This is a genomic window from Paenibacillus elgii NBRC 100335 (genome assembly GCF_004000865.1).
Taxonomy (GTDB): Bacteria; Bacillota; Bacilli; order Paenibacillales; family NBRC-103111; genus Paenibacillus_G; species Paenibacillus_G elgii.
Map to the genome: position 1 here is coordinate 1 of NZ_BIMB01000076.1, position 24,454 is coordinate 24,454.

Sequence of the window (24,454 nt, forward strand, 5' to 3'; positions counted from 1 at the left end):
TACCCGTCGAAAGCGACCTCTTTAATATATCACATCTGCCTAGCTGATTGCAAGCATTATTTTTAATTTCTTTTTTCATGCTCGGCTCTTTCGAGCTCAACCGCAGAAGCGACAATGACTAATATACCAAACGCTCCTATACTTTGCAACTGTTATTTTCTTCCTTCTGAAACCGACTCTAAAGCAAACAAAAACCATGCTTCCCCTGCAAAGGGCGAAGCATGGTTTGCTTGTCCAAAATTATTCGCCTTGACGCTCACGCATCAACGGGAAAAGCAGCACGTCACGAATCGACGGAGCATTCGTAAGCAGCATCACCAGACGGTCGATCCCGATCCCGAGACCTCCGGTCGGCGGCATGCCGTATTCGAGAGCGCGCACGAAGTCTTCGTCCATTTCATGCGCCTCGTCGTTCCCCTGCTCCCGCTCCACCAGCTGCGCTTCAAACCGCTCCCGCTGATCGATCGGATCGTTCAGCTCGGTAAACGCGTTCGCGTGCTCGCGTGCCACGATAAACAGCTCGAAACGGTCCGTGAACCGGGGGTCCTGCTCATTCTTTTTCGCCAGCGGGGAAATTGCCACCGGATGCCCTGTAATGAATGTAGGCTGAATAAGCGTTTCCTCGACGAACTTCTCAAAGAACTGGTTCACGATATGACCGAAGGTCATCATCGGCTCAACCGGCACATTGTGTTCTTTGGCCAAGCGATGCGCTTCCTCGTCCGTCATCTGAACGCTGAAATCAACGCCTGTCACTTCTTTAATCGCATCGACCATCGAGACACGACGCCACGACGGAGCAAGATCGATTTCTTGATCTTGATACGTAATTTTGGTCGTACCCAGCACTTCTTGAGCAATATGTGCGACCATCTCTTCCGTTAGCTTCATGATGTCTTTATAGTCGGCATACGCTTCGTACAGCTCGATCATCGTAAATTCCGGGTTATGGCGCGTCGAAATACCTTCGTTGCGATAGACGCGTCCGATTTCGTAGACTTTCTCCATCCCGCCGACAATCAAACGCTTCAAATGCAGCTCAATCGCAATCCGCATATACAACTGCATGTCCAGCGCATTATGATGCGTAATGAAAGGACGAGCGGCCGCACCGCCTGCAATGGCATGCAGGGTTGGCGTCTCGACTTCCAAATAGCCTCGGGAATCCAGATAGCGGCGCATCGACTGAATGATTTTGGAACGCAAAATGAAGGTCTGCTGCACGTCTTGGTTCATGATCAAATCCACATAACGCTGACGGTAACGCAGCTCGACATCTTTGAGACCATGATATTTCTCTGGCAAAGGCAAAAGCGATTTGGACAGCACTTCTACCGAATTCGCTTTAACGGAAAGCTCGCCCGTTTTCGTCTTGAAGACGGTGCCGCGAACGCCGATCAAATCGCCGATATCGAGCAGTTCGTACGCTTTGTATTTAGCTTCTTCCAACGCATCGGCGCGCACGTAAATTTGAATCTTGCCCGTGATGTCCTGAATATGCGCAAAGCCCGCTTTGCCCATTTCCCGCTTCTGCATAATCCGCCCGGCAATGCTTACTTCGGCGGAATGCGCTTCAAGCTCTTCCTTGGACTTGTCTTCATAGGCTTTGAAAATATCGCCGGCATGGTGCGTTCTTTCGAACTTTTGCCCGAACGGATCGACTCCAAGGCCACGCAATTCATCTAATTTGTTGCGCCGAATTTGCAACAATTCATTTAATTCCAATTCCACAGTCATGTTTCCAGCTCCTTGGTTCGTAAGTAAAACTTCCCGGCCCTATAGTCAAAAAAGCTTCCTGAGGAAGCTCCTTTTGTTGTTGCCGTTTACTTCTTGATATCGATAATTTCGTACTGAATGACGCCTGCCGGTACGCTGACGTCGACGATTGCCCCTTTGCGCTTGCCAAGAATGGCTTTGCCGACCGGGCTTTCGTTGGAAATTTTGTTTTGGAACGGGTCGGATTCCGCCGTGCCCACGATGGAGTATTCGACGATATCCCCGAATTCGAGGTCCTTCAAGATGACGATGGAACCGACGTTCACCGCATCCGTATCGACTTCGTCGTTGTTGATAATCCGCGCGTTGCGCAGCATTTTCTCCAAAGTGATAATGCGGCCTTCAACGAATGCTTGTTCGTTCTTGGCATCTTCGTATTCCGAGTTCTCGCTGATATCGCCGTAACCGATCGCCACTTTAATCCGCTCGGCCACCTCGCGGCGCTTCACCGACTTTAAATGCTCCAGCTCTTCCTCGAGCTTTTTCAAACCTTCCTGCGTGAGAATGACTTCTTTTTCCGCCATTACTACCTATCTCCCGTCGTGTGAAAGATTTTCATATTTCGAGCCCAATCGAGTATGAATTCACTGATAATTACTATATGAACGCGACGCTGCTTGATGCCACCAACCGTCGGCCGCAAATGACTATTGACTGATTATATTGCAACCCCATTCAAATGTCAATTGAAGCCAAACGGCCCGGTTTCGCCCATCGAACCGGACTAGTGGACGGTTGCCTCACGCTGGTCGAGCGTTTCGATAAAGTCGGTGAGAAGCTGAACCATGGCGTCGCGTTTCGTCTGCTCCATAATGGCGTCTTTGATCCGCGCCGCTCCGTGCAGCCCCTTCAAGTACCAGGCCAGATGCTTGCGCATTTCCTTGACCGCGACCGCTTCGCCCTTCAGTGCCGTCAGCCGGTCCAAATGCAGCACCGCGATGCGGATTTTCTCTTGCGGGCTTGGATCCGGAGGAAGCTCCCCTTTGGTCAAATATTGGATAGTCCGGTACAGCATCCACGGATTGCCCAGTGCCGCGCGGCCGATCATGACGCCGTCCACGCCGGTCTGGTCGAGCATCCGCTTCGCATCCTCGGGGGTAAAGACGTCCCCATTGCCGATCACCGGAATCGAAACGGCTTCCTTGACCTCTTTAATGATGTCCCAGTTCGCGTGTCCGGTATACATCTGCACTCTCGTGCGCCCATGAACGGATACGGCCGCGCCGCCGCCGTTCTCTACGGCTTTCGCGTTCCGCACCGCGTAAATATGATCGTCGTCCCAGCCGATCCGCATTTTCACGGTTAGCGGTTTGCTGACGGACCGACTGACGGTCGAGACCATCTGCTCGATTTTGTCGGGGTCCAACAACCAACGCGCCCCCGCGTCGCATTTTGTAATTTTGGGCACAGGACAGCCCATGTTGATATCGATGATGTCCGCATTCGTATGCTGGTCCACATATTTGGCCGCTTCGACGAGCGTTTCGGTGTCGCCGCCGAAAATTTGCAGGCTGAGCGGTTTCTCCCGCTCGTCGACGTACAGCATCTCCAGCGTGCGGTGATTTCCGTGCAGGATGGCCTTATCGCTGACCATCTCGGCACAGACGAGGCCGCAGCCGAACTCTTTCGCGATCAAGCGAAAAGCCGGATTGCAGACGCCTGCCATCGGGGCCAGGACCACTTTGTTCGGGGCGGTGACATTGCCTATCGTTAACATCATATCTCTCCTTTCCGAGAAGGGTGATTTTATTTACCGCTTGCCTGGAAATAAAGCTCTTCCGGCTCAATCCCCAACGTTTCGCATATTTTACGGACGATTTTCGGGTCTGCCTTGCGCGTTCCCCGCTCGATGGAGCCGAGGACGGCGATGGATACGTCCAACCGTTCCGCCAGTTCGTTTTGGGTAAAACCTTTTAGTTTGCGAAAAGCGCGGATGCGCTGGGCTACTGCATTTTTTTCCAAAGTGTAACGCCTTCCTTTCCTTCCGCACGCTCCAAAAACGCCCGTAAAGGCGCGGCCTGCGGCTGGTGATGAAGTTCCAATACCTCAATAAGAGGGATCAGAACGAATGCCCGCTCATGCATGCGCGGGTGCGGCAGTATCAAGTCGGGCTGCTGCCGTCTAACGTCGCCGTATATCAGCATATCAAGGTCAATGGTACGAGGGCCCCAGCGAATATCGCGAACGCGGCCAAGCTGCCGTTCCCTTTCCATCAGCTGCTCCAGCAGTTGTTCCGGGGAGAGCGTCGTCGTCACCTCGATTGCCATATTCAAAAAGGGGGCTTGATCCGTATAGCCAACCGGATCGGTCTCGTACAAGGCCGATTGGCCGGTAACGCGAATCTGCGGGTGCTCCTGAAGCAATCGAACGGCTTCCGTCAGGAAGCGCTCCCTGTCTCCGATGTTGGAGCCAAGTCCGATGTAGGCCCGTTCGCAAACCTCAGCCGACTGCTTCTCTCCATCGTTCATCGGTGTGCTTCCCGCTTCCTGTGAATTTCGATCGTGAAACCGTCAAAATGAACGGCTACCGGCGGGTGCGGCTTGACGACGCGGACGGTCAATTCATTTATACTAGTATAAGTTCGCAGTACCTCGGATGCAATATGCTCAGCCAGCGCCTCGACCAGCTTGAACGTTTTCTGCTCGACGATCGTTTTGATCAGGTCATGTACCTCGGCGTAATTGATGGTGTCTTCCACCCGGTCGGAGCGGCCCGCCCGGTCCAGCGGAAGGTACAGCTCCACATCCACGCAATAGCGCTGCCCCAGCTTGTTTTCCTCTGGAAAAACGCCGTGGTATCCGTAAAAGGCCATCCCTTTCAGCATCATTTTATCCAACTTCATCTTCCCCCTTCAAGTCGCAGCCGCGTCATCGGTGCCGCGTTATGGCATCGGTCATATCGGCAACTCGCCGCATGGCTTTCACATCGTGCACTCTGACGACCCGGCAGCCTTGGGCAATGCCGAGCGCAACGGTAGCCGCGGTTCCTTCCACCACGTCGTCCGTCGGCAAATTCAGCGCACGGCGGATCATGCTTTTGCGCGACGTGCCGAGCAGCACAGGGTAGCCTAAGGAGACGATCCGGTCCAGATAGTTCATGAGCTGCAAATTGTGCTCGTACGTTTTGGCAAATCCGATGCCCGGGTCCAAAATAATCTGTTCGTCGCGAATCCCTGCTTGGTGCGCCCGACGAACCGTTTCCCGCAAATCCTCGATCACATCTTGGATAAAGTTAGCATACACCGCTTCGGTGCGATTATGCATCAGAACGATCGGGCAGCCGTATTCCACAGCTACGCGGGCCATGTCCGGCTCCTTCTGCAATCCCCATATATCGTTGAGCAGGCTTGCGCCCGCAGCCATCGCTTGTCTTGCCGTTTCGGCCTTGTACGTGTCGATGGAAATCGGCGTATCGATGCCTGCCTGCCGCAACGCGCGAATGACAGGGATGACCCGTTCCAACTCTTCTTCCTGCGAAACGACGGGAGCGCCGGGACGCGTCGATTCGCCGCCTACGTCAATGATATCGGCTCCCTGCGCGATCATCTCCAGCGCTCGGGCTACGGCAGCGATCGGGTCAATATACCGCCCCCCGTCCGAGAAGGAGTCCGGAGTCGCATTTAGAATCCCCATCACAACTGTCCTCGGCCCGCTCAACAGCTGCTTGAGCTTGTTAGAATCCGCCACGATAGCGTTCATGATTTTTCCTCCTTAGCTTGAGCTATACGACTAACCAGAACGACGATTGTTCCTATATCGAGACAGCAATTTTGCCGTAACAAGACCTGCCGTACCGTCGCCAACGGTGTACGCAATTCCTTCCCGGTCGAACAGCCGTGTCACCGGAATGATTTCTTGAATGGAATTGGTCAAAAATATTTCGTCCGCTCCAGCAAGATCTTCCCACCTGTACAAGCCCTCCGATACGGATAATCCGGTCTCGCGCGCCACCGTCATCACATAGCGTCTCGTGATGCCGGGCAGAAGCCCCGTCTCCGTCGAAGGCGTATGCAGCTCCCCGCCGCGTACAAAAAACAAATTGCTGACGATCCCTTCCGACAAGAAGCCTTGGGCATCCAGCAGGAGACCTTCCGCCTGAGTCGCCCAAGGATAGCGCCGGAGTTCTTGTTTCGCCAAAATATTGTTCATATAGTGCAGCGATTTGTGTCGAATCGCGCCTTCCGGCGAGTTTCGACGGGATTCGAGGAGCTGCAGGGGCTTGCCTTCGGTATAGACCGACCAATCGATCGGAGGCAATGACTTTACGTAAAGAATTTCCGTAGGATGCTTGTACGGTTCGGCCGGAAGACCGAGCATGTCCGGGCCCGCCGTAACCGTGAAACGGAAGTAGGCGTCCTCCAATTCGTTAGCTTCAAGCAGTCTGCGAATCCGGGCCTGCAAGCCGTCCGGATCGGGAACGTATCGGATGTCCAGCTCCCGGCAGCCTGCGGACAGCCGCTCCAGATGCCATTCCAGCAAAAAGGGACGCCCGCCGTAGGTGCGGAACGTCTCGAATAGGCCCATACCGTAAAGAAAACCGTGGTCGTATACGGAGACCACGGCCTTTTGTTCCTCTATGACGTTTCCGTTTAAATCGATTTTCACGCTTGGCCCACTGCCGTTTCGTTCAAGAAATTGCGCAGCATTTGATGTCCGTGATCGGTAATGATCGACTCGGGATGGAATTGAACGCCCTCGATCGGGTATTCTTTATGGCGCAGCCCCATAATTTCACCCTCGGCCGTTTCAGCGGTGATCACGAAGCAATCGGGCAGCGTTTCTCTTTTTACGATTAAGGAATGATACCTCGTTGCCGTAAACGGAGACGGCATATCCTTAAAGATCCCTTGACCGTTGTGGAATATTTCTGAGGTCTTCCCGTGCATCAGCCGTTCTGCGCGAATCACTTCGCCGCCAAACGCCTGTCCGATCGATTGATGGCCGAGACAGACGCCGAGAATGGGAATCCGGCCTTTGAAGCGTTCGATCAACGACAGGCTGATTCCCGCTTCGTTGGGCGTGCAAGGCCCCGGAGAGATCAAAATGTGGTCCGGCTTTAACGCTTCGATCCCTTCCAGATCGATCTCATCGTTGCGACGCACCTCGATCTTTTCGCCCAATTCTCCCAAATACTGCACCAAATTGTACGTAAACGAATCGTAGTTGTCGATGACCAAAATCATGATTTTCTACCTCCCGCGGGACATGGATTTTTTCGTTCGCTATATTGGATTGCTTTCCACATGGCTTTTGCTTTGTTAATCGATTCTGTGTATTCCTTCTCCGGAATCGAGTCGATGACAATCCCCGCCCCGGCTTGCACGTATCCTCTGCCGCCTGTTGCGATGAGCGTACGTATGATTATATTAAATTCCATATCGCCATTATAGTCAATCCAACCGATAGACCCGGTATATGGTCCTCTTCTTACCGGCTCCAGTTCCTCAATAATCTCCATGGTGCGAATTTTCGGAGCGCCGGTTATCGTGCCGCCCGGGAACGTTGCAGCAATAACATCGAAGGCATCGCGTCCCTCGGCCAGCTTTCCTTCAACTTCCGACACAATATGCATCACATGGGAATAGTACTCAATGACCATAAAGTCTTTGACCTTGACAGTCCCGTATGTCGAAATACGTCCGAGATCGTTGCGCTCCAAATCGACAAGCATGATATGCTCGGCTCGTTCTTTCTCGTGATGAATCAGCTCATCCGCCAGCTGCCGGTCTTCTTCCGGGCTCATGCCGCGTGGACGGGTACCTGCGATCGGACGGGTGCGGACGGTTCCTCGTTCAAGCTGGACCAACAGCTCCGGAGAGCCCGATACAAGCTGAAAATCGCGGAAACGAAGCAGTCCCATATAAGGGGAAGGATTCACCAGCCGCAGCCATTCATAGATCTCTTCAGGCGAGGCCTCAAGCTGTTTGTTCTGACGCACCGCCAGATTAACCTGAAACACGTCTCCGGCACTGATATATTCGTGAATTGTGCGTACCGCATCCATGTAGGCTTCTCTCGGAAAATCGGCAGCTATCCCTTCAATGGCATCAACGTCCACCTGCAAGCGGTCTTCTTCCATAAGAGTCCGCTTCCGGGCCGCTTCTTCCTGCAAAAGTGGATTGGCGGCAGCCTCCGTCAACCGGTCCCAAAAGCCTTTCATCCGGGCTGCGGTCTGCTCCGCTTCCTTATACCGGGCTTCAAGCCAACCCGGCTCCTCTGCTTGCTGTGGTGAAAGCTCCGTATGGACCGCACAAAATAGCTGGTTGGTTTCATGATCGATAATCCAGAGCTCGTCCACCCGAACAAAAGCATAATCGGGCACGGGCAAATCGGCTTTTGCCCGAACCGGCAGCCGTTCAATGGTACGGATTACATCGTAGCCCCAGAACCCGACACATCCGCCGATCCACTTCGGGGCCCCTTCTACGACCGGCGAGCGAAAAGGGGCAAGCCAGCTTTTCACCAGCTCCAGCGGCGCTCCTTGCCGCTTCTCTTCGCTGCCGTCCTGCTGCGTGACCGTCGCCTCGTTGCCTGTTCCTTGAATAGCCGAAACGGGCCGAATGCCAAAAAAGCTGTAGCGGCCGCCCTTGCCGCTCTCCAACACGAAGGAACCGGGAGCCGCTTCCTTCCAAATAGGCGCCCAGGAAAGCGGGCGGCTTTGCTCTAATGAAAACCGGATAACATATGGAAGCACGGTATAGTCCTGAGCCCACTGCTGCCATTGATGATAGGATGTCAGGAGCATGTTCCGTCCTCCTTTTGCGTTCGTCGTTTAATGTTGGGATTAGTATACTTGAAATTGCGGACGAATAAAAGGGCGGCGAAATATGGGAAGGGATTCGGAGATGAGTCGGAGATGAGTCGAAGACGAATCGGGAGAGCCCGGGCCCCTTGCGCAGTCTGCGGAAAAATCGCGTTTCGCTTTAGCTCAGACACGTTTTGCTCCATCACCCAGAAATTTATGGAAGTAGAAGGGAATGGAGCAAAAAACTCGCCGCGAAACGCGATTTCTCCTTCGACCATTCACATAAGCAAAAGAACAACCCCCACCCTTCCCAATTTCATGAGAGAGGTAGAAAGATAAAAAGCCCGCTCAACCTTTGGAAGATGAGCAGGCTTGGATTTCCTTTAAAGGCTTAGTCCTCGAATTGATACAGCGGCGTAGACAGGTAGCGCTCGCCGTTGCTTGGAACGACAGCGATGACGCGCTTGCCGGGGCCGAGTTCCTTGGCGATCTTCAGTGCGGCAAAGATGGCGGCTCCGGACGAAATGCCTCCCAGGATGCCTTCTTCTTTCGCTACGCGGCGGGATGTTTCGAACGCTTCCTCGTTCTCCACTGCAATGATCCCGTCATAGATGCCGGTGTCGAGGATATCCGGCACAAAGCCTGCGCCGATCCCTTGAATGCGGTGCGGACCCGGCTTGCCCCCGGACAATACCGGAGAAGCCGAAGGCTCGATAGCATAAATTTTAATGTGCGGGAAGTGCTCCTTGAGCACCGAACCGGCTCCTGTAATCGTTCCGCCGGTTCCAATCCCGGCGATGAAAGCGTCCAGTTTGCCGTCATGCGCGTTGATCGCTTCCACAATTTCCGGACCGGTCGTTTCGCGGTGAATTTTGACGTTTGCTTGGTTCTTGAACTGCTGAGGCATGAAGTAACCCGGATTTTCGGCCAAGATTTCTTCCGCACGCTTGATGGCGCCCTTCATCCCTTCCGCACCCGGTGTCAGTTCCAGCTGCGCACCGTAAGCGCGAAGCAGATTGCGGCGTTCCATGGACATCGTCTCCGGCATGACTAAAATCGCCTTATAGCCTTTGGCCGCGGCGACCATCGCCAGACCGATCCCCGTATTCCCGCTCGTCGGCTCGACAATCGTATCGCCCGGTTTGATACGGCCTTCTTGCTCGGCCACTTCAATCATGCTAATGGCAATCCGGTCTTTTACGCTGGCACCCGGGTTTTGGAATTCCAGCTTTACGTAGATTTCCGCACTGCCCTCCGGCACGACACGGTTTAATTTGACCAATGGCGTGTCCCCAATCAATTGCGTGACGCTTTGCACTAATCTGGCCATTCCGTTCTCCTCCTCAAGTTCACGTCAAAATATCCGAGTAATTTAGTAGGTATTATATTGTAATCTTATCAACCCCTACGGTGGTTGTCAATACAATTCCCTGACGTTTCCTAGAAATTAGCCCGGACCGATACTTTCCACTTGTCTCGGAGCGTACGCAGCATCTCCTTCATCGGAGGAGCTTCCCGAAGGGCGAGATCTTTGCGGACCCGCTCCTTAACCACTGCAGGCTCTTCCTTGGAAGTTTCTCTACGCTCCTTCAGCTTTACGATAACATATTTCCCATCAACTTCCACAAGTTTTCCGACTTCTCCTTGCTTCAGCTGCTTGGCAGTCTTCATGATCGGGGCGGGAACGAACGGATCGCCCTCTTCCAGCCAGCCCAAGTCTCCCCCGCTATCGCGCGTTGCATCATCAAGGGAACGTTCCTTGGCTACCTGGGCAAAATCAGCGCCTTTGGACAAGTCGTTCAATGCCCGCTGGGCCTGCTCCTTGCTGGCTGTCACGATCTGCTGAAGGCGATACTCCACGCGTGTCTGGAATTCGTCCGGATGCGCCGCAATATAAGCCTGCACTTCTTCATCGGTGATCCGGATGTTGTGAATGGCAACTTTATCGGCCAACAGCTTGTGGTAAACGTCCTCTTTGAGCGTATCTGGAGTTAAACCCAGCTGATTTTTCATCGTATCTAAAAATGCTTGCTCGCTTTCGTACCCCTGCTTCATCCGCTTCAATTCCTGCTGCACTTCGCTGTCGTCAATTTCGACGCCAGAGGCCCTCGCCTCCAAGCGCACCACTTCCCGGTCGATCATTCGGTCCAAGAGCTCGCGCCCGTGCACCGCCAGCAGCTGGGTTTCCAATTCGGCTAACGTAATCTTTTTCTCTCCGATCGTGGCCAAAATTTGCGCCTCTCCGTCCTGCTTCTTGGGGTCCGGATGTTTATCGGTAGAGGATGGGTATAAGGAGTGGGCCATTAATACGGAGGATAGGATGACTACCGCGACCAGCAACACAGCGATCATGCCCCATAATACTTTAATGTTTCGCATACCCTATCTCCTCGTATGATCACTCTCTATATAGACTGGGCGCCTGCTCGCCACCCCGTCGTTTTATATGGATTTGAGAATCGCTTCAAGATCTTCCCGGCTGAAACGATAGGCTTCGTTGCAAAAATGGCACACGATTTCCGCCTTTCCGTCCTCTTCCAGGATTTCCTGCAATTCATCGCGCCCCAGACTTATTAAAGTCTGCTCGACGCGCTCGCGCGAGCATTTGCACTTAAACCGAATGTCGTCGCGTCTCTCCAGCACTTCGGCCCCGGGAAGCAGCGTAGCGAGGATGTCCTCCAGACGGTCTCCGCGGTCAAGCAAGGACGTAATCGACGGAAGAGCCGCCAGCTCCTTTTCAATCTGTGAAATCTCGTCATCCGTTAATCCCGGCAGCAATTGAATAATGAATCCGCCGGCAGCCTTCACGGTATAATCCACGTCGACCAGCACGCCCAAAGCGACAGCCGAAGGCGTCTGTTCGGATTTGGCAAAATAATACGTAAAATCTTCGCCGAGCTCGCCGGAAACGATCGGGATGCTGCCGCGGTAAGGTTCTTTGAGCCCGAGGTCTTTAATGACATACAAAAAACCGTCGGTACCGACAGCGCCGGCCACGTCCAGCTTGCCGATCTGATTCAAGGGCAAATCGACAGACGGATTGTCCACATATCCGCGTACTTCTCCGTGAGCATTGGAATCCGCGACGATCTGGCCGATCGGCCCGCCGCCCTTGACTTGAACGGTCAGCTTCTCCTCACCTTTCAGCATGATGCCCATCATCAGCGCAGCCGTTGCCGTACGTCCTAGAGCAGCGGTAGCGGTAGGCGTAGTCTGATGACGGCGGCGCAGCTCCTCGACAATGCCGGTGGTGCGGACGGCAAAGGCGCGTACTTTTCCTTCATAGGCCGTAGCCCTTATTAAATAATCTTGCATGACAAAGCTCCTTCTGTTCTAATGACGCTAAAGGCAAGGGTCCGGGAAGCCGGAAAAAGGGGTCCTGCTTACCGCGAATAGGCAGACTCTAGCCGATGTTGCGTTCATATATAATTTGCAATCCCTGCAGCGTGAGAAGCGGATCGATCAGGTCGATCGTACGTGATTCCCCTGCAATGAGCTCTGCCAGCCCGCCCGTTGCGATAACTTTCGGTTCAACCCGGAACTCCTGCTTAATCCGGTCCACGATTCCATCCACTTGACCGGCAAAGCCGAAAATAATCCCGGCTTGCATCGATGCGACCGTATTGCGGCCAACGACGCTTTTCGGCTTCACCAGCTCAATGCGAGGCAGTTTTGCCGCCCGTTGATACAAAGCTTCGGTGGAAATACTGATTCCGGGCGCCACGGCCCCGCCGATGAATTGGCCCTTCTCGTCGATATAGTCGAACGTCGTAGCGGTTCCAAAATCGACCACGATACAAGGCGAGCCGTACAGCTCGATGGCAGCGACTGCATTCACGATCCGGTCTGCGCCGACTTCCTTTGGGTTCTCGTAACGGATATTGAGCCCGGTCTTGATACCAGGTCCTACAATTAATGGCGCTTTCTTCAAATAATTTAAACACAATTGTTCCAGTACAAACATCAGCGGCGGCACGACGGAAGAAAGAATGACGCCGTCGACTTGATCCAGGCCAATTCCCGCATGCTGGAACAGGTTGTACATGGTCATTCCGTACTCGTCCGAAGTGGCCGACCGGTTGGTACTCAGCCGCCAGTGGTGCAGCAACCGCTTCCCTTCGTAAATCCCGAGCACGATGTTAGTATTCCCCACGTCCACCACTAAGATCATGACCGGCCCGCCTTTTCTCCCGCGGAACCTTTCTGCTCGTTCAGATCCAAACTGATATCAAGCGACTGAACGGAATAGGTCAGCCGGCCGACGGAAATGACGTCCACCCCGCTCTCGGCAATGCCGCGGACCGTGTCCAGCGTAACGTTTCCCGACGCTTCTACCATGATATGCGGAGCCTGACTTTTCATGCGCTGTACGGCTTGCGACATTTGCTCCGGCGACATGTTATCGAGCATGACGATATCGGGACCGGCCGCTAACGCTTCTTCAAGCTGTTCGAAGGTCTCCACTTCGACTTCAATCTTCATCGTATGCGGAATTTGAGTGCGGGCCGCCACAATAGCTTCGCGGATCCCTCCCGCTCCCTTAATATGATTGTCTTTGATCATGACAGCATCATACAGTCCGAACCGGTGATTATGTCCTCCCCCGATACGAACCGCGTATTTCTCCAGCATCCGGTGGCCTGGCGTTGTTTTGCGCGTATCCACAAGACGAACCGGCAGTCCTTCCAGCCGGTCCACGAACTGGCGCGTACGCGTAGCAATGCCGGACATGCGCTGCAGCAAATTCAGCGCGAGCCGCTCCCCAAGCAAAATGCTGCGCGTGCTGCCGGATACTTCTGCGATCACAGTGCCGTACCGGGCTGCCGCGCCATCATTCACCTTCGCTTCGAACCGAAGCTGCGGATCAACCAGTGCGAAGACCGCTTCGGCCACTGAAAGCCCGCCGATAATACCCTCGTCTTTGACGTGAATAATGCCCTTGGCTTGCGATTCCGCCGGAATCGTCGTCATCGTTGTGACGTCGCCCATCCCGATGTCTTCCTCAAGCCAAGCCCGCAAGCTTCGTTCCAAATTCGACCGGTTCAACTCAAACATCATCAATCCGTCCTTCCGTAATGCCGTTGGCACGATTAAACACGGTATGCTTACGCCAAACCGCGTCATCCTTATCCGGGAAGTCTTCCCGGTAGTGTCCCCCGCGGCTTTCCTGCCTAATCAAAGCGGCTTGTGTCGTGAGAAGCGCGCAGATGAGCAAATTGGCAAATTCATATTCTTCCCGCTTGGCCAAACAACTGTCAAAGATCGATACGTGGCGCTTCAGCTCGTCGTAGCCTTTTTCCAGTCCTTGAGCATGCCGCTTGAGTCCCGCGTACCGAAGCATGACCTTTTGCAGCTTCAGCTTCTTTTCGACAACGGGCTGAATGGCGTTATCCTTGGACCGCTGCTCCTCTAGAATGTGGGGAAGCTCGGCAATTGGCGACAAGCGGTCGATCCGCTCGACAATTCGCCGCCCGAACACAATCGCTTCGGAAAGCGAGTTGCTGGCCAGCCGGTTGGCCCCATGTACACCCGTAGAGGACACTTCCCCGCACGCAAACAGCCGTTTAACAGTCGTTTCTCCGTGTAGGTCGGTTTCTACCCCGCCCATCATGTAATGAGCGGCCGGAGCTACCGGGATCCAATCGGACGACAAATCGAGTCCGTAGGACAGGCAGTATTCATAAATCGTCGGAAACCGGTGCTTCACCGTTTCTTCCGATTCGTGCGTAAAATCAATGTAGACAAAGGTCGACTTGGTGTTCTCCATTTCGCTAACGATCGCCCGGGCGACAATATCCCGCGGAGCAAGCTCCAACTGCGGATGGTAACGCTCCATAAACCGCTCGCCGTTAATATTGCGCAGTACGGCCCCTTCCCCGCGTACCGCTTCAGAGATAAGGAACCTTGGGGCTCCCGGATAGCACAGAGCCGTCGGGTGGAACTGAATAAACTCCACGTCACGGATATTTGCCCCTGCCCGGTAAGCAATCGCAATACCGTCCCCGGTGGCGATATCGGGATTGGTCGTATAGCGGAACAATTGCCCCGCTCCGCCGGTACATAAGATGGTTGCCTTCGCATGAATGATCACCCGGCTGCCGTCCGGTTTTTGAACCAAGGCACCGTAGCATTCGCCGTTATCCGTAATTAAATCGATTACAAAATGGTCATCCCAAATCTCGATATTCGGGTCCTGCTTCGTTTTCTCGGACAACGCACGCACGATTTCCGCGCCGGTAGCGTCCCCTTGCGCATGAAGAATGCGTCTTTGGCTGTGCGCCCCTTCTTTCGTCAGCGCATAGCGTCCGTCCTCCATATCGAATTCGGTTCCCATCCGGATCAAATCCGTAACCCCGGCAGGCCCTTCATGCGCCAGAACGTCCACGGCCGCTGAAGAGCAAAGCCCGGCTCCCGCGATCAGCGTATCCTGCCGGTGATAGGCCGGCGAGTCTTCGTCCGAGATGACTGCCGCGATTCCGCCTTGGGCGTACCGCGTGTTGCTGTCCAGCAGCGACTTTTTGGTGACCATCAGCACTTTATGGTTCTCAGCGGAACGCAGTGCCGTGAAAAGACCGGCGATTCCTGCGCCGATCACAATGACGTCGGTATGTACCTGCGGCAGCTGCCGCACATCGAAATTAACCAAATAACGAGGTATCATCAGCTCTCACCCGTTCAACAAGGAAGTAGCGCATGCTACTTAACCTGCAGCATGCGCTCCAAAGATGCTCTGGCTTTGTCGGCCACTTGCGGCGGAACATAAATTTGGGGTTGGTTCGTCTCCAGACATTTGACCACTTTTTTCAGGTTGTTGACCTTCATATTCGGGCAAACCAAATATTTGGTGGCAAAATGGAACGTTTTGTTCGGGCTGTCGAGCCGAAGCTGATACCCCGTACCGTCTTCCGTGCCGACGATAAACTCCTGGCAATCGGATTCCTTGCAATATTTGATGATGGCTGTTGTACTGCCGACAAAATCGCCAAGCTTGACGACCTCCGGGCGGCATTCGGGATGAACGACGAATTGGGCGTTCGGATATTGAGCTTTCATCTCTTCAACATCTTTGACGGTCAGCATGTCATGAGTGTTGCAATATCCTTCCCAAATAATCATTTTCTTATCGGTAAATTTGGAAACGTAATCACCAAGGTTTTTATCGGGCACCCAGATGATTTCATCGGAGTCAACCGAATTGATGACTTTGATGGCATTGGCCGACGTACAGCAAATGTCGGTTTCGGATTTGACATCCGCCGACGTATTAATATAGGCCACGACTTTGGCGTTCGGATGCTTCTGCTTGAGCGCCCGCAAACCGTCGACATTGACCATGTCGGCCATCGGACAGCCGGCCCGTTCGTCCGGGATGAGCACCGTTTTGTTCGGGGCCAATATTTTTGCGCTTTCGCCCATAAAATGCACGCCGCAAAATACGATCACATCGGCGTCGGTGGAAGCGGCTTTTTGAGCCAGCAGGAACGAATCCCCGCGAAAATCGGCTACCTCTTGAATCTCGTCACGCTGATAATAATGAGCAAGTATAATGGCATTCCGTTCTTTCTTCAGCTGGGCGATCCGCTCTTTCAGCTCTTTTTGCTGTTCCGCTTTACGCTCCAACGCTAATGCTTCCATGACGCACCATCCTTTTTTTTCGTATGACCACCCTGATGTTTCCAACTCATATCTCTCTGGAACGTGCTGCAACAGCTGGTGAAAATGTTCACAAAGTGTTTAAAGATTTACACTTAATTTACACAACAGACCGGGCGGTGTCAATGCTGAAATAGCTACAAAAAGAGCGGAAAATACCGGTTTCGTATTATGGGCCAAATCCGCACCCTTTCCTAAGGCTAGTTTCTCGATCAACGTTCCATTTTAACCTGTACAGATAAGGAAAAACCGGCGCTTTACGGCACCGGTTTGTTTGCAAAATTATTTATTTTCCTCTTTGTCGCCATCCGATTCGTTTTTCTCGAAATCAAGCTTGTTGGCTTCGGATTCTTGATGCTGTCCCTGGATGTTCACTTTCACATCTTCCGGCTTCACATCCCCGTCTTCTTTCACGGGTCCGAGCTTGCCGGTCTCGATCAGCTCGCGAATCTGTTCCTTCTCCAGCGTTTCTTTCTCGATCAACGTTTCGGCAACCAAACGAACTTGGTCGCTATACTTGGTCAAAATGTCTTTGGCCCGGTCATAGCAGGCGCGCATAATCGATTGCATCTCTTGGTCGATCTCGTAAGCGATAGCATCGCTGTAATTCTGTTCGTGTCCGATATCGCGGCCTAAGAATACTTGACCCTGCGTTGCCCCGAACTGCATCGGACCGAGCTTGTCGCTCATCCCGTATTCCATAATCATGCGGCGTACGATGCCTGTGGCTCGTTGGAAGTCGCTGTAAGCCCCCGTTCCGATTTGACCGATGAACAGTTCCTCGGAGACGCGTCCTGCAAGAAGTCCGGTGACTTTGTCAAGCAGCTCATTCTTTGTCTGCATCATCCGGTCTTCGCCTTCCTTCGGCAGCATCATGACGTAACCACCAGCGCGGCCGCGCGGAATGATCGTTACCTTGTGCACAACGTCAGCGTCCTCGACATGAACACCGACAATCGTATGGCCGGCTTCGTGGAAAGCGACCATTCTTTTCTCGCGATCGCTGATGACGCGGCTCTTCTTCTGCGTTCCGACAATCACGCGGTCGAACGCCTCGTCGATCTCGTCCATTGAAATGTCTTTCCGGTTGCGACGGGCTGCAATAAGCGCCGCTTCGTTCAACAGGTTTTCAAGGTCCGCACCGGTAAATCCGGTTGTGTAACGGGAAAGCTGATCCAGCTTCACATCTTTAGCCAGCGGCTTGTTGCGCGCATGCACCTTCAGCACCGCTTCGCGGCCTTTCACATCCGGACGGTCAACGGTAATTTGACGGTCGAAGCGTCCCGGACGCAGCAAGGCAGGGTCCAAAATGTCCGGACGGTTCGTTGCGGCCACGATGATAATTCCTTCGTTGGCGCCAAAGCCGTCCATCTCAACCAGCAACTGATTGAGCGTCTGCTCACGCTCGTCGTGCCCGCCACCTAATCCGGCGCCGCGCTGACGGCCGACAGCATCAATTTCATCTATAAATATGATACAAGGGGCGTTTTTCTTAGCATTTTCGAACAAATCGCGTACACGGGAAGCACCGACACCGACGAACATTTCCACGAAGTCGGAACCGCTGATACTAAAGAACGGCACACCGGCTTCACCGGCTACGGCTCTGGCAAGCAGCGTTTTACCGGTACCCGGAGGACCGACCAACAGAACCCCTTTCGGGATGCGGGCGCCTACGGCTGCGAATTTGCGCGGGTCTTTCAAAAACTCGACAACTTCAACCAGCTCTTGCTTCTCCTCATCGGCTCCGGCAACGTCCTCGAACGTGACGCGCTTCTTCTCTTCATTATAGAGCCTTGCCCGGCTTTTGCCGAAGTTCATGACTTTTCCGCCGCCACCCTGCGCCTGATTCAACAGGAAGAAAAACAGGATGAAAATGATCACAAACGGGATAATGGAGGTAAGGAAGCTGATCCAAACATTGTCCCCTTCCATTTTCTCGATGTAAACGTTCCCTTGGGGAATGTCGCTGTTTTCGATCAAACGGAAGATTTGCGGGTCATAAGGCGCACGAGATTCGAAATTTTTCTTATCCGTAGAAGCGTTCTTATATTTCCCCCGAACCAGATACGTTTGAGCATCGTATTTTACGATGATGGATTCGACATTCTTTTCGATTAAGGCCACGCGGAGCTTATCGTAGCTAATGGTGTCTTTCTGTTCATTCTGCGTGCTGATAAAATGAACGATTCCGACGGTGACCAAAAAAATGAGCAGATAAAAGCCTGTATTGCGAATAATGCGATTCATCCCCTACCTCCTCTCAACAACGGCAACTTTGTATATTGTACCACAGCAAGTCTTGGCATCTCAAGAAATGCTATTGGGAGTAAACTTCGGGCTTCAGCACGCCGACATACGGCAGGTTCCGGTATTTCTCCGCATAGTCCAAACCGTATCCTACCACGAACGCGTCCGGGATCACGAAGCCTTTATAGTCTGCATCCAACTCTGCCGATCTACGCGCCGGCTTGTCGAACAACGCGGCGACCGTAATGGAAAGGGCGTTGCGGCGTTCGAGCACGTCGATCAAATAGCTCAGCGTCAAGCCGCTGTCGATAATGTCCTCGACGATCAGAATGTGGCGGCCCTCTACGGAAATATCGAGGTCCTTAATGATTTTGACCACACCCGACGATTTCGTCGATGCGCCATAGCTGGACACGGCCATGAAATCGAGCTCAAGCGGAATCGTGATCTGCTTGACCAAATCGGCCATAAAGATGAACGCGCCCTTTAGTACGCAGATGACCAACGGGTTGCGTCCTTCGAAATCGCGGCTGATCTGCTCGCCCATTTCTTTAATTTTGTCTTGAATTTGCTGCTCGCTGTACAGTACTTCTTGAATGTCGTTTTGCAAGAGAGGTCCTCCCACTTAATAAAAATCTTTGCCATGAATATCCACTTGAATATGTAGCATTCGCTTCGTCCGACCGGTTATCGCAGCGGATGAAGACCGCCGAACGCCCGGTACCCAAAGCACGCTGCCGCCGGCGTCCGCAAGGATCGGAATCGTCTCGCGCAAGGTAGGAGGCACTTTCGCATCGATGAACATATCTTTTACCTTTTTCGTCCCGTTTAGTCCGAGCGGCTTCATCCTGTCTCCCGGAAGGCGGCTTCGGACCGTGAGAGGCATGGCAAGTTCCTCCGCATCGAAACAGGCGGTCCAGGCATCGGTACATTCAGGGTGCTCCTCTTCGCTGTCCAAGGAGCGGAGCGTGAGGCGGACTCCCGTCTCGGGAATCGCAAGCTCCGTCTGGCCTTCGCGCAGCATGTACGCGTAAGGGAGAGGTCGTAACACCATAGTATGAACCGCAATACGATCATATTCCCTGCTGAGCGCGATGTTCTGCCCGATTTCCAATCGAAAATTGGACGGTCGTTCACGCAGAACAGCCGTCCGAAATTGTTCGACTTTCAGGAAATCCATGGAATCCGGGTCGGAAGCAAGATAATTTAATATTAGTTTAATCAACCGCCTTTGTAAAGCAACATGTACCCCCGTAAACCATTTTGCGGAAAAGCTGTAACAGGCGTTTTTTCGGGTCACGTGCTGATCGCAGATCCGCCGGACTTCCCGGTCCATAAAATCGTCTTCTCCGGCCATCGTCTCCGCCAGCCGGTTCAACGCCGCGGGCAGCTGTTCGTTGTAACGGGACAGAAAGGGGAGCACGTCCATCCGCACCTGATTGCGAACGTACTTCCTCTCCAAATTGCTGCTGTCCGTACAATACGGCAGTCCTTCCGCTTCGCAGTACCGGATAATATCCGCTTTGTATATACGCAGCAAGGGGCGTATGAGTTCCAAACCATTTTCTGCCAATCTACGCACCGGAATGCCCGACAATCCCGAAGGCCCCGTTCCGCGCAGCAGCCGCATCAGCACCGTCTCCGCCTGATCGTCCGCATGGTGGGCGAGCGCGATTCGACGAGAACCCGTTCGCCTCGCTACGTCAAACAAAAACTCGTACCTTTTGTCCCTGGCAGCGGCTTGAGAGTTCCGACCCGTTTCTTCTATAATACGGGGCATGTCGATGAAGGTCGTCTCCACGGGGAGGCCCCATCGCCCGGCCAGCGACTTCACCATCTCCGCCTCCCGGTCCGCTTCGGCGCCCCGGAAGCCGTGATTCACATGAGCGACGGTGAGCCGAAGACGATAACGGCCGGATAACGCAAAAAGGAGGTGCAGCAGCCCGACGGAATCGGGTCCGCCCGATACCGCCACGACCACGCCGTCCCCCGGTTCGATCAACGCTTCGTCTTGTATAAACCGCTCCACTTGCACGGATAATGTTTCCGCCGTCTCCATGAATGAACAACCTCTCGTCTGACGAACCTTCTCGATTGACTATTACCCGATCCGGGCCGTCTTGAATTGCCTTTGTCTGCATTTTATTGCAATACGAAGTAAATGGCCGCCCCGAACATCAGCAAGGAAGCGGCGAAGCACAGCTTGATCCAGCCCCCCTTGACCGGCTTTTTGCGCACCGGACGGTAAGCCGAGCCGCGGGCGCGCCAGTCCGCCAGCGCTTGCTTGGAGCTCGTGTAGCGGCCCGTCAGCGCCTTGCGCAGCACCGGAGCTGACGGCGCGAGCAGTGCGTTGCCCTTCAGCATATCGAGCAGCCACTCGACATTGCGGTTCTGCGGCAGCAGCGAATTCACGGAGTGAAACCGGCGTTCCCGGTCCGTCACGCTGAGCACCAGCACAGCGAAGGAGAATAAATCGTACGCGTCATCAGCCATTCGGGTCCCGGCATTCCAGAAGCCGCGGTCGTACACCTCGGTGAACTGCTTCACCGCGCGCCCTTTGGCCGCGACGCCGCCGAAATCGATCAAGGCCACTTCGCCGTAGCCCGATATGATCATATTCTCCGCCTTCAAGTCGCCGAAGACGAAGCCGCTCGCATGCAGCTCGGACAGCTTCCGCAGCAGATTCAGGCCGATGAGGTGAATCCAATCGCTGCCGTACTGCTTCATGTATTCCGTCAAGGACTTTCCTTTGATATACTTTGTGACGCAAAAAGGATAATCCGTGCCTTCCCATGAAAAATCGTCGACATCAATCAACGTCTGCTGAAACGATGTGGACGATTGGGACAACGCCTTCAGCGCATTGACCTCGGACTGATGGTCCACGGCGTCGAAACCGACCTTAAGCGCGTAATACCGCTTCCCCCGGGAAACCAGGTACACTTTGCCGTTGGCTCCTTCGCCAAGCAGCCGCTCCACACGGTATGCGTTATGATTCCATTTGCCGTTTACGAGGGTTCCCGCCGGAAAAGCGGGCCTAAACGACGTAGTCACCGAATATCCCATCCTCGCTTGATCTTATGCGGCTGTCGGCCTTCGGCCGATCCCCCGCTGCATTATGCTTGCTTCTATATGTATCATCGGCCGAGCCGTTCATAAATTCAACGACTTTGAGCAGCGCCGGTCCCGTCGGCGTCGTACCCTTCATGTTTAATTTATAAAACAACCGGTTCAAATTTGCAAGGTCGCGGGTCCAGCCGAAGTCCATCTCGACCTCCTGATCGCCCGATACGTTGCCCGGAAAATGAAAGACGGACAGCAGGCTCTCGCCCATTCGCGATTGCAGGCTGAGCTGCAGATCGTAGATCGCTTCCTTGACGGCCGGCAGCTTCGGCTTCATGCTGGCGCTGGCGTCGATCAGCAAAGCGACCTTCAAATCGGCCGTTTCCGTCAAATCGTCAATGACCCGGACCACTTCGGAGCGCTGCTCCGGCGGTAAAGCTTCCAGCTTCGTCGTCTGCCCCAGAATGCTCCGCAGTTCTTGTCCGACCACCTGCTGAATCGTCTGGAAGACCGTTTTGCGCGTCATCATCTGCATCGTCTGCGATAGCTGCGACGGCTGTACGGTCCGGCTCATGCCGCCGCCCGCTGCGGCAATCTCGTCGATCTCGGAAGCGCCCAGTTCGCCGATCTCGCCGGCGTCCAGCACCCCGATAACGTGAACGATAATCCCTTTCGCTTTCGCTTCGGCCGCCGCGACGACCGGGCTGATTCCGACATTGGAGCAGCCGTCGGTTATAAGTATGATCTGCTTCATCTGTTCATCCTCCCATCTATCTATTACCCAGTTTTTCCAGTTGGGAGAATTCTAAACTTGCCCTCCAGTGTGACATTTCGAACAATGCGGAAACAAAAAAATCCGCCCCCGCTTAAGGAGTAAGCGGATCGGATTCATTTTTCGGGTTCAGACTGGCCCCTGTTCAGCAATCCTTGCTCAGCCATGCTGCAATACTTCCCATCGCCTGTTATGATATGGTCGAGCACTTCGATCATCATCAGATGGCCAGCTTCGACAATCCTCTGCGTGATTTCGATATCCTCCTCGCTTGGTGTCGGATCACCGGACGGGTGGTTATGGAATAGAACGATGCTGGCTGCATTGTTCAAGATAGCCGCTTTGAAAACTTCCCTTGGATGAATCAACACAGCATTCAACGTGCCGATGGCGAGGACATGAATGCCTGCCACAACATTGCGCGAGTCCAGCGTCAGAATGCCGAATTTCTCAACCGCCTCGTTATTCAAATCAAGAACGGTCTGAATAATCTGGTTAGCATCCTCCGGTGAGCTTACTTTTTTACTATTCAAATGATATACACCCTTCCAGCAAACTCCTATCGGTTTATAAAAAACCTGCATAACCACATTCCATTTGTTACCAATCTGAGATATAATATTCCGGATACGACCGCTTTCGGACAATACTCCCAGAATTTGTTACTGATCCGCAATTTTAAGGAGGTAATAATTATTTTAACTGGAATGCCACTTGGAGTATCGCTTGTAATTGCAGTAATTCTCACAGCCTTACATAACATTTCAACCAAAAAAATGTAATAAAAAATCTTACATTGTTGATCTTTTATCTACACATTTTAGTTGTTATTTCAATAACACTCTTTCCAATCCCTGTGCAATCCAACCTATTGTTAAGCCTCAACCGGGGCAATATAGAACCTAATATGAATTTTATACCTTTTAAAAGTATTATTGATATTATGCAAAACTCTGTATCTCCTTTCGTTGCTGTGAAACAAATTGCCGGAAACATCCTCATGTGTGCTCCTTTTGGATTTTATGCACCATTACTATTTCAACAGATTAAATCTGTTATTATATAAGTTGAACTTTTAACATTCATAGCCGCGAGAATCGGGTAATGGTTTAGAAAAGGACCAGCCCGGAGGCGATAATCATGAATCGACGTGATGAAATTCAGAATCTGAATGAAGCCATGAGAGAAGCATCCAACAAACGCTTATACGAACGTTATTTGGCTGTTCGGCTTCATTTAGAGGGACATACTTTCACGGAAATAGGTACGCTCCTTAATCGTGCTTATCAAACCATTAGTCGGTATTGGACTACCTACAGGGAAAACGGACTCGAAGGACTAGAACTTGATCATTCTCCCGGCAAACCAGTAAAGCTAACGGATGAGCAATTGGATGAACTTGCGAACACCGTTGAAAAAAAGCAACCGGCTGATGTTGGTTTTGAAGCCCATTACACCTGGACCCTGCAGCTTATTGCGGACTGGATTGAACGAGAATTTAAGCAACAGTATACCCAAAAAGGCGTTTCAAAGCTGTTACAACGTCTCGGATTCAGCTATACGAAAGCGACGTACACACTGGCGAATGCAAGTGCCGAGGAACAGGAAGAATTTCGCACCAACACGTTCCCTGCGCTCAAAAAACAGCTTCTTGAAGGGGAAATCGATCATCTATTGTTTGAAGATGAAGCCATGATACGAGCCTACCAAGCGCTTCAGTATAACTGGTTCCGCAAAGGGCAGCAGCGAAAGATTATCACGACAGGCAAGCATGAAGGTGCGAAGTTATTTGCAGCAATCAACTATGAGACCGGCCACATTACGCATCGAGAAGAAGAACAATGTGATGTGAATGCTTTCTTGCGTTTTCTCGGCGATATCCTTGAGGAATACCCCGAAGGGAAAATCTTCATGATTCTCGATAACAGCCGCATCCATCATGCCTCCCAACTCAAGCCGTTTCTTGACAAGCATAAACGGCTACACTTAGTATTCCTTCCGAAATATAGCCCTAAGCTAAATCTGACGGAAGGCCTGTGGAAGTGGGTTCGCCAGGATGTCATCAATAATGTCTACTTCAAAAAGTTTTACCGTATTCGATTGCACGTTTCAAAATTCATGAAACGGTTAAATGCATCCCCTCAGAAGGTCATAGACCGCCTTCTTGTAAGGTTATAATCTTTAGTTCAACTTATA

General features: G+C 52.8%; 25 protein-coding genes. 2 read left to right on the forward strand and 23 right to left on the reverse strand.

Features of this window, described 5'->3' with window-relative positions; translation table 11 throughout:
- Nucleotides 1-240 precede the first annotated feature (240 nt).
- The 23 genes from lysS to radC all read right to left on the reverse strand — a co-directional run bounded on the left by lysS (nt 241) and on the right by radC (nt 22,791).
- Nucleotides 241-1,737, reverse strand: coding sequence for a lysine--tRNA ligase (lysS, locus tag PEL01S_RS31980; RefSeq protein ID WP_063186847.1), 1,497 nt, complete (start codon nt 1,735-1,737; stop codon nt 241-243).
- 86 nt (nt 1,738-1,823) lie between these two features.
- Nucleotides 1,824-2,300: a transcription elongation factor GreA gene (gene greA, locus PEL01S_RS31985; protein WP_025846881.1), complete on the reverse strand. Its 477-nt coding sequence runs from the start codon at nt 2,298-2,300 to the stop codon at nt 1,824-1,826.
- Nucleotides 2,301-2,500: 200 nt separating this feature from the next.
- Nucleotides 2,501-3,493: a tRNA dihydrouridine synthase DusB gene (gene dusB, locus PEL01S_RS31990; protein WP_063186845.1), complete on the reverse strand. Its 993-nt coding sequence runs from the start codon at nt 3,491-3,493 to the stop codon at nt 2,501-2,503.
- A gap of 29 nt (nt 3,494-3,522) precedes the next feature.
- A complete protein-coding gene (locus PEL01S_RS31995) occupies nt 3,523-3,738 on the reverse strand; it encodes a helix-turn-helix domain-containing protein (protein WP_010501498.1) in 216 nt (71 codons plus the stop codon).
- A complete protein-coding gene (gene folK, locus PEL01S_RS32000) occupies nt 3,720-4,244 on the reverse strand; it encodes a 2-amino-4-hydroxy-6-hydroxymethyldihydropteridine diphosphokinase (protein ID WP_127463089.1) in 525 nt (174 codons plus the stop codon). The genes PEL01S_RS31995 and folK overlap by 19 nt, the downstream gene beginning before the upstream one ends.
- Nucleotides 4,241-4,612, reverse strand: a complete 372-nt coding sequence (gene folB, locus PEL01S_RS32005; RefSeq protein ID WP_127463090.1) for a dihydroneopterin aldolase — start codon at nt 4,610-4,612, stop codon at nt 4,241-4,243. The genes folK and folB overlap by 4 nt, the downstream gene beginning before the upstream one ends.
- Before the next feature lie 31 nt (nt 4,613-4,643).
- Complete coding sequence (folP, locus tag PEL01S_RS32010) at nt 4,644-5,474, reverse strand: dihydropteroate synthase (RefSeq protein ID WP_127463091.1); 831 nt, start codon at nt 5,472-5,474, stop codon at nt 4,644-4,646.
- Nucleotides 5,475-5,504: 30 nt separating this feature from the next.
- Nucleotides 5,505-6,380, reverse strand: a complete 876-nt coding sequence (gene pabC / locus PEL01S_RS32015) for an aminodeoxychorismate lyase (protein ID WP_127463092.1) — start codon at nt 6,378-6,380, stop codon at nt 5,505-5,507.
- Nucleotides 6,377-6,958 carry an aminodeoxychorismate/anthranilate synthase component II gene (gene pabA / locus PEL01S_RS32020; protein ID WP_063186837.1) on the reverse strand — a complete coding sequence of 194 codons (582 nt, stop codon included), beginning with the start codon at nt 6,956-6,958 and terminating at the stop codon, nt 6,377-6,379. Before pabA ends, pabC begins: the two co-directional genes overlap by 4 nt.
- A complete protein-coding gene (locus PEL01S_RS32025) occupies nt 6,955-8,520 on the reverse strand; it encodes an anthranilate synthase component I family protein (RefSeq protein WP_127463093.1) in 1,566 nt (521 codons plus the stop codon). Before PEL01S_RS32025 ends, pabA begins: the two co-directional genes overlap by 4 nt.
- Before the next feature lie 391 nt (nt 8,521-8,911).
- Nucleotides 8,912-9,850 carry a cysteine synthase A gene (gene cysK, locus PEL01S_RS32030; protein WP_063186833.1) on the reverse strand — a complete coding sequence of 313 codons (939 nt, stop codon included), beginning with the start codon at nt 9,848-9,850 and terminating at the stop codon, nt 8,912-8,914.
- 110 nt (nt 9,851-9,960) lie between these two features.
- The gene (locus PEL01S_RS32035; RefSeq protein WP_063186831.1) at nt 9,961-10,899 is read right to left on the reverse strand and encodes a peptidyl-prolyl cis-trans isomerase; all 939 of its coding nucleotides are present in this window, start codon (nt 10,897-10,899) and stop codon (nt 9,961-9,963) included.
- Between the two features lie 63 nt (nt 10,900-10,962).
- Nucleotides 10,963-11,835 (reverse strand): Hsp33 family molecular chaperone HslO, encoded by an 873-nt coding sequence (gene hslO, locus PEL01S_RS32040; protein WP_127463094.1) that lies wholly within the window; start codon nt 11,833-11,835, stop codon nt 10,963-10,965.
- Nucleotides 11,836-11,923: 88 nt separating this feature from the next.
- Complete coding sequence (locus PEL01S_RS32045; protein ID WP_063186828.1) at nt 11,924-12,691, reverse strand: type III pantothenate kinase; 768 nt, start codon at nt 12,689-12,691, stop codon at nt 11,924-11,926.
- The gene (gene nadC / locus PEL01S_RS32050; RefSeq protein WP_127463099.1) at nt 12,688-13,575 is read right to left on the reverse strand and encodes a carboxylating nicotinate-nucleotide diphosphorylase; all 888 of its coding nucleotides are present in this window, start codon (nt 13,573-13,575) and stop codon (nt 12,688-12,690) included. The genes PEL01S_RS32045 and nadC overlap by 4 nt, the downstream gene beginning before the upstream one ends.
- The gene (gene nadB, locus PEL01S_RS32055) at nt 13,568-15,181 is read right to left on the reverse strand and encodes an L-aspartate oxidase (protein WP_127463095.1); all 1,614 of its coding nucleotides are present in this window, start codon (nt 15,179-15,181) and stop codon (nt 13,568-13,570) included. Before nadB ends, nadC begins: the two co-directional genes overlap by 8 nt.
- A 35-nt stretch (nt 15,182-15,216) precedes the next feature.
- Entirely contained in the window at nt 15,217-16,155 is a 939-nt protein-coding gene (nadA, locus tag PEL01S_RS32060; protein ID WP_063186824.1) for a quinolinate synthase NadA, read from the reverse strand.
- Nucleotides 16,156-16,455: 300 nt separating this feature from the next.
- Entirely contained in the window at nt 16,456-18,423 is a 1,968-nt protein-coding gene (ftsH, locus tag PEL01S_RS32065) for an ATP-dependent zinc metalloprotease FtsH (protein WP_108533033.1), read from the reverse strand.
- A gap of 70 nt (nt 18,424-18,493) precedes the next feature.
- Nucleotides 18,494-19,033 carry a hypoxanthine phosphoribosyltransferase gene (gene hpt / locus PEL01S_RS32070; RefSeq protein WP_010501468.1) on the reverse strand — a complete coding sequence of 180 codons (540 nt, stop codon included), beginning with the start codon at nt 19,031-19,033 and terminating at the stop codon, nt 18,494-18,496.
- Between the two features lie 15 nt (nt 19,034-19,048).
- Nucleotides 19,049-20,482, reverse strand: a complete 1,434-nt coding sequence (tilS, locus tag PEL01S_RS32075) for a tRNA lysidine(34) synthetase TilS (RefSeq protein ID WP_127463096.1) — start codon at nt 20,480-20,482, stop codon at nt 19,049-19,051.
- Nucleotides 20,483-20,565: 83 nt separating this feature from the next.
- Nucleotides 20,566-21,477 carry a protein kinase domain-containing protein gene (locus tag PEL01S_RS32080; RefSeq protein WP_174807043.1) on the reverse strand — a complete coding sequence of 304 codons (912 nt, stop codon included), beginning with the start codon at nt 21,475-21,477 and terminating at the stop codon, nt 20,566-20,568.
- Nucleotides 21,461-22,240: a vWA domain-containing protein gene (locus PEL01S_RS32085; protein ID WP_127463097.1), complete on the reverse strand. Its 780-nt coding sequence runs from the start codon at nt 22,238-22,240 to the stop codon at nt 21,461-21,463. Before PEL01S_RS32085 ends, PEL01S_RS32080 begins: the two co-directional genes overlap by 17 nt.
- Before the next feature lie 134 nt (nt 22,241-22,374).
- Nucleotides 22,375-22,791 (reverse strand): RadC family protein, encoded by a 417-nt coding sequence (gene radC / locus PEL01S_RS32090; protein WP_010501458.1) that lies wholly within the window; start codon nt 22,789-22,791, stop codon nt 22,375-22,377.
- 266 nt (nt 22,792-23,057) lie between these two features.
- On the opposite strand from radC, the gene PEL01S_RS35790 reads away from it, so the two are divergent.
- Nucleotides 23,058-23,324, forward strand: a complete 267-nt coding sequence (locus PEL01S_RS35790) for a VanZ family protein (RefSeq protein WP_164824354.1) — start codon at nt 23,058-23,060, stop codon at nt 23,322-23,324.
- A 74-nt stretch (nt 23,325-23,398) separates the two neighbouring features.
- Entirely contained in the window at nt 23,399-24,436 is a 1,038-nt protein-coding gene (locus tag PEL01S_RS32100) for an IS630 family transposase (protein ID WP_010504145.1), read from the forward strand.
- The last annotated feature ends 18 nt before the right edge of the window (nt 24,437-24,454 follow it).

What these genes read in the sequence shown, in the direction of transcription:
- folK (WP_127463089.1), bottom strand. Translation starts at nt 4,244, where the DNA reads ATGAACGATGGAGAGAAGCAGTCGGCTGAGGTTTGCGAACGGGCCTAC.
- PEL01S_RS32085 (WP_127463097.1), bottom strand. Translation starts at nt 22,240, where the DNA reads ATGAAGCAGATCATACTTATAACCGACGGCTGCTCCAATGTCGGAATC.
- PEL01S_RS32045 (WP_063186828.1), bottom strand. Translation starts at nt 12,691, where the DNA reads ATGATCTTAGTGGTGGACGTGGGGAATACTAACATCGTGCTCGGGATT.
- tilS (WP_127463096.1), bottom strand. Translation starts at nt 20,482, where the DNA reads ATGGAGACGGCGGAAACATTATCCGTGCAAGTGGAGCGGTTTATACAA.
- folP (WP_127463091.1), bottom strand. Translation starts at nt 5,474, where the DNA reads ATGAACGCTATCGTGGCGGATTCTAACAAGCTCAAGCAGCTGTTGAGC.
- hslO (WP_127463094.1), bottom strand. Translation starts at nt 11,835, where the DNA reads ATGCAAGATTATTTAATAAGGGCTACGGCCTATGAAGGAAAAGTACGC.
- PEL01S_RS32100 (WP_010504145.1), top strand. Translation starts at nt 23,399, where the DNA reads ATGAATCGACGTGATGAAATTCAGAATCTGAATGAAGCCATGAGAGAA.
- cysK (WP_063186833.1), bottom strand. Translation starts at nt 9,850, where the DNA reads ATGGCCAGATTAGTGCAAAGCGTCACGCAATTGATTGGGGACACGCCA.
- nadB (WP_127463095.1), bottom strand. Translation starts at nt 15,181, where the DNA reads ATGATACCTCGTTATTTGGTTAATTTCGATGTGCGGCAGCTGCCGCAG.
- lysS (WP_063186847.1), bottom strand. Translation starts at nt 1,737, where the DNA reads ATGACTGTGGAATTGGAATTAAATGAATTGTTGCAAATTCGGCGCAAC.
- greA (WP_025846881.1), bottom strand. Translation starts at nt 2,300, where the DNA reads ATGGCGGAAAAAGAAGTCATTCTCACGCAGGAAGGTTTGAAAAAGCTC.
- ftsH (WP_108533033.1), bottom strand. Translation starts at nt 18,423, where the DNA reads ATGAATCGCATTATTCGCAATACAGGCTTTTATCTGCTCATTTTTTTG.
- pabA (WP_063186837.1), bottom strand. Translation starts at nt 6,958, where the DNA reads ATGATTTTGGTCATCGACAACTACGATTCGTTTACGTACAATTTGGTG.
- PEL01S_RS32025 (WP_127463093.1), bottom strand. Translation starts at nt 8,520, where the DNA reads ATGCTCCTGACATCCTATCATCAATGGCAGCAGTGGGCTCAGGACTAT.
- nadA (WP_063186824.1), bottom strand. Translation starts at nt 16,155, where the DNA reads ATGGAAGCATTAGCGTTGGAGCGTAAAGCGGAACAGCAAAAAGAGCTG.
- dusB (WP_063186845.1), bottom strand. Translation starts at nt 3,493, where the DNA reads ATGTTAACGATAGGCAATGTCACCGCCCCGAACAAAGTGGTCCTGGCC.
- PEL01S_RS32035 (WP_063186831.1), bottom strand. Translation starts at nt 10,899, where the DNA reads ATGCGAAACATTAAAGTATTATGGGGCATGATCGCTGTGTTGCTGGTC.
- nadC (WP_127463099.1), bottom strand. Translation starts at nt 13,575, where the DNA reads ATGTTTGAGTTGAACCGGTCGAATTTGGAACGAAGCTTGCGGGCTTGG.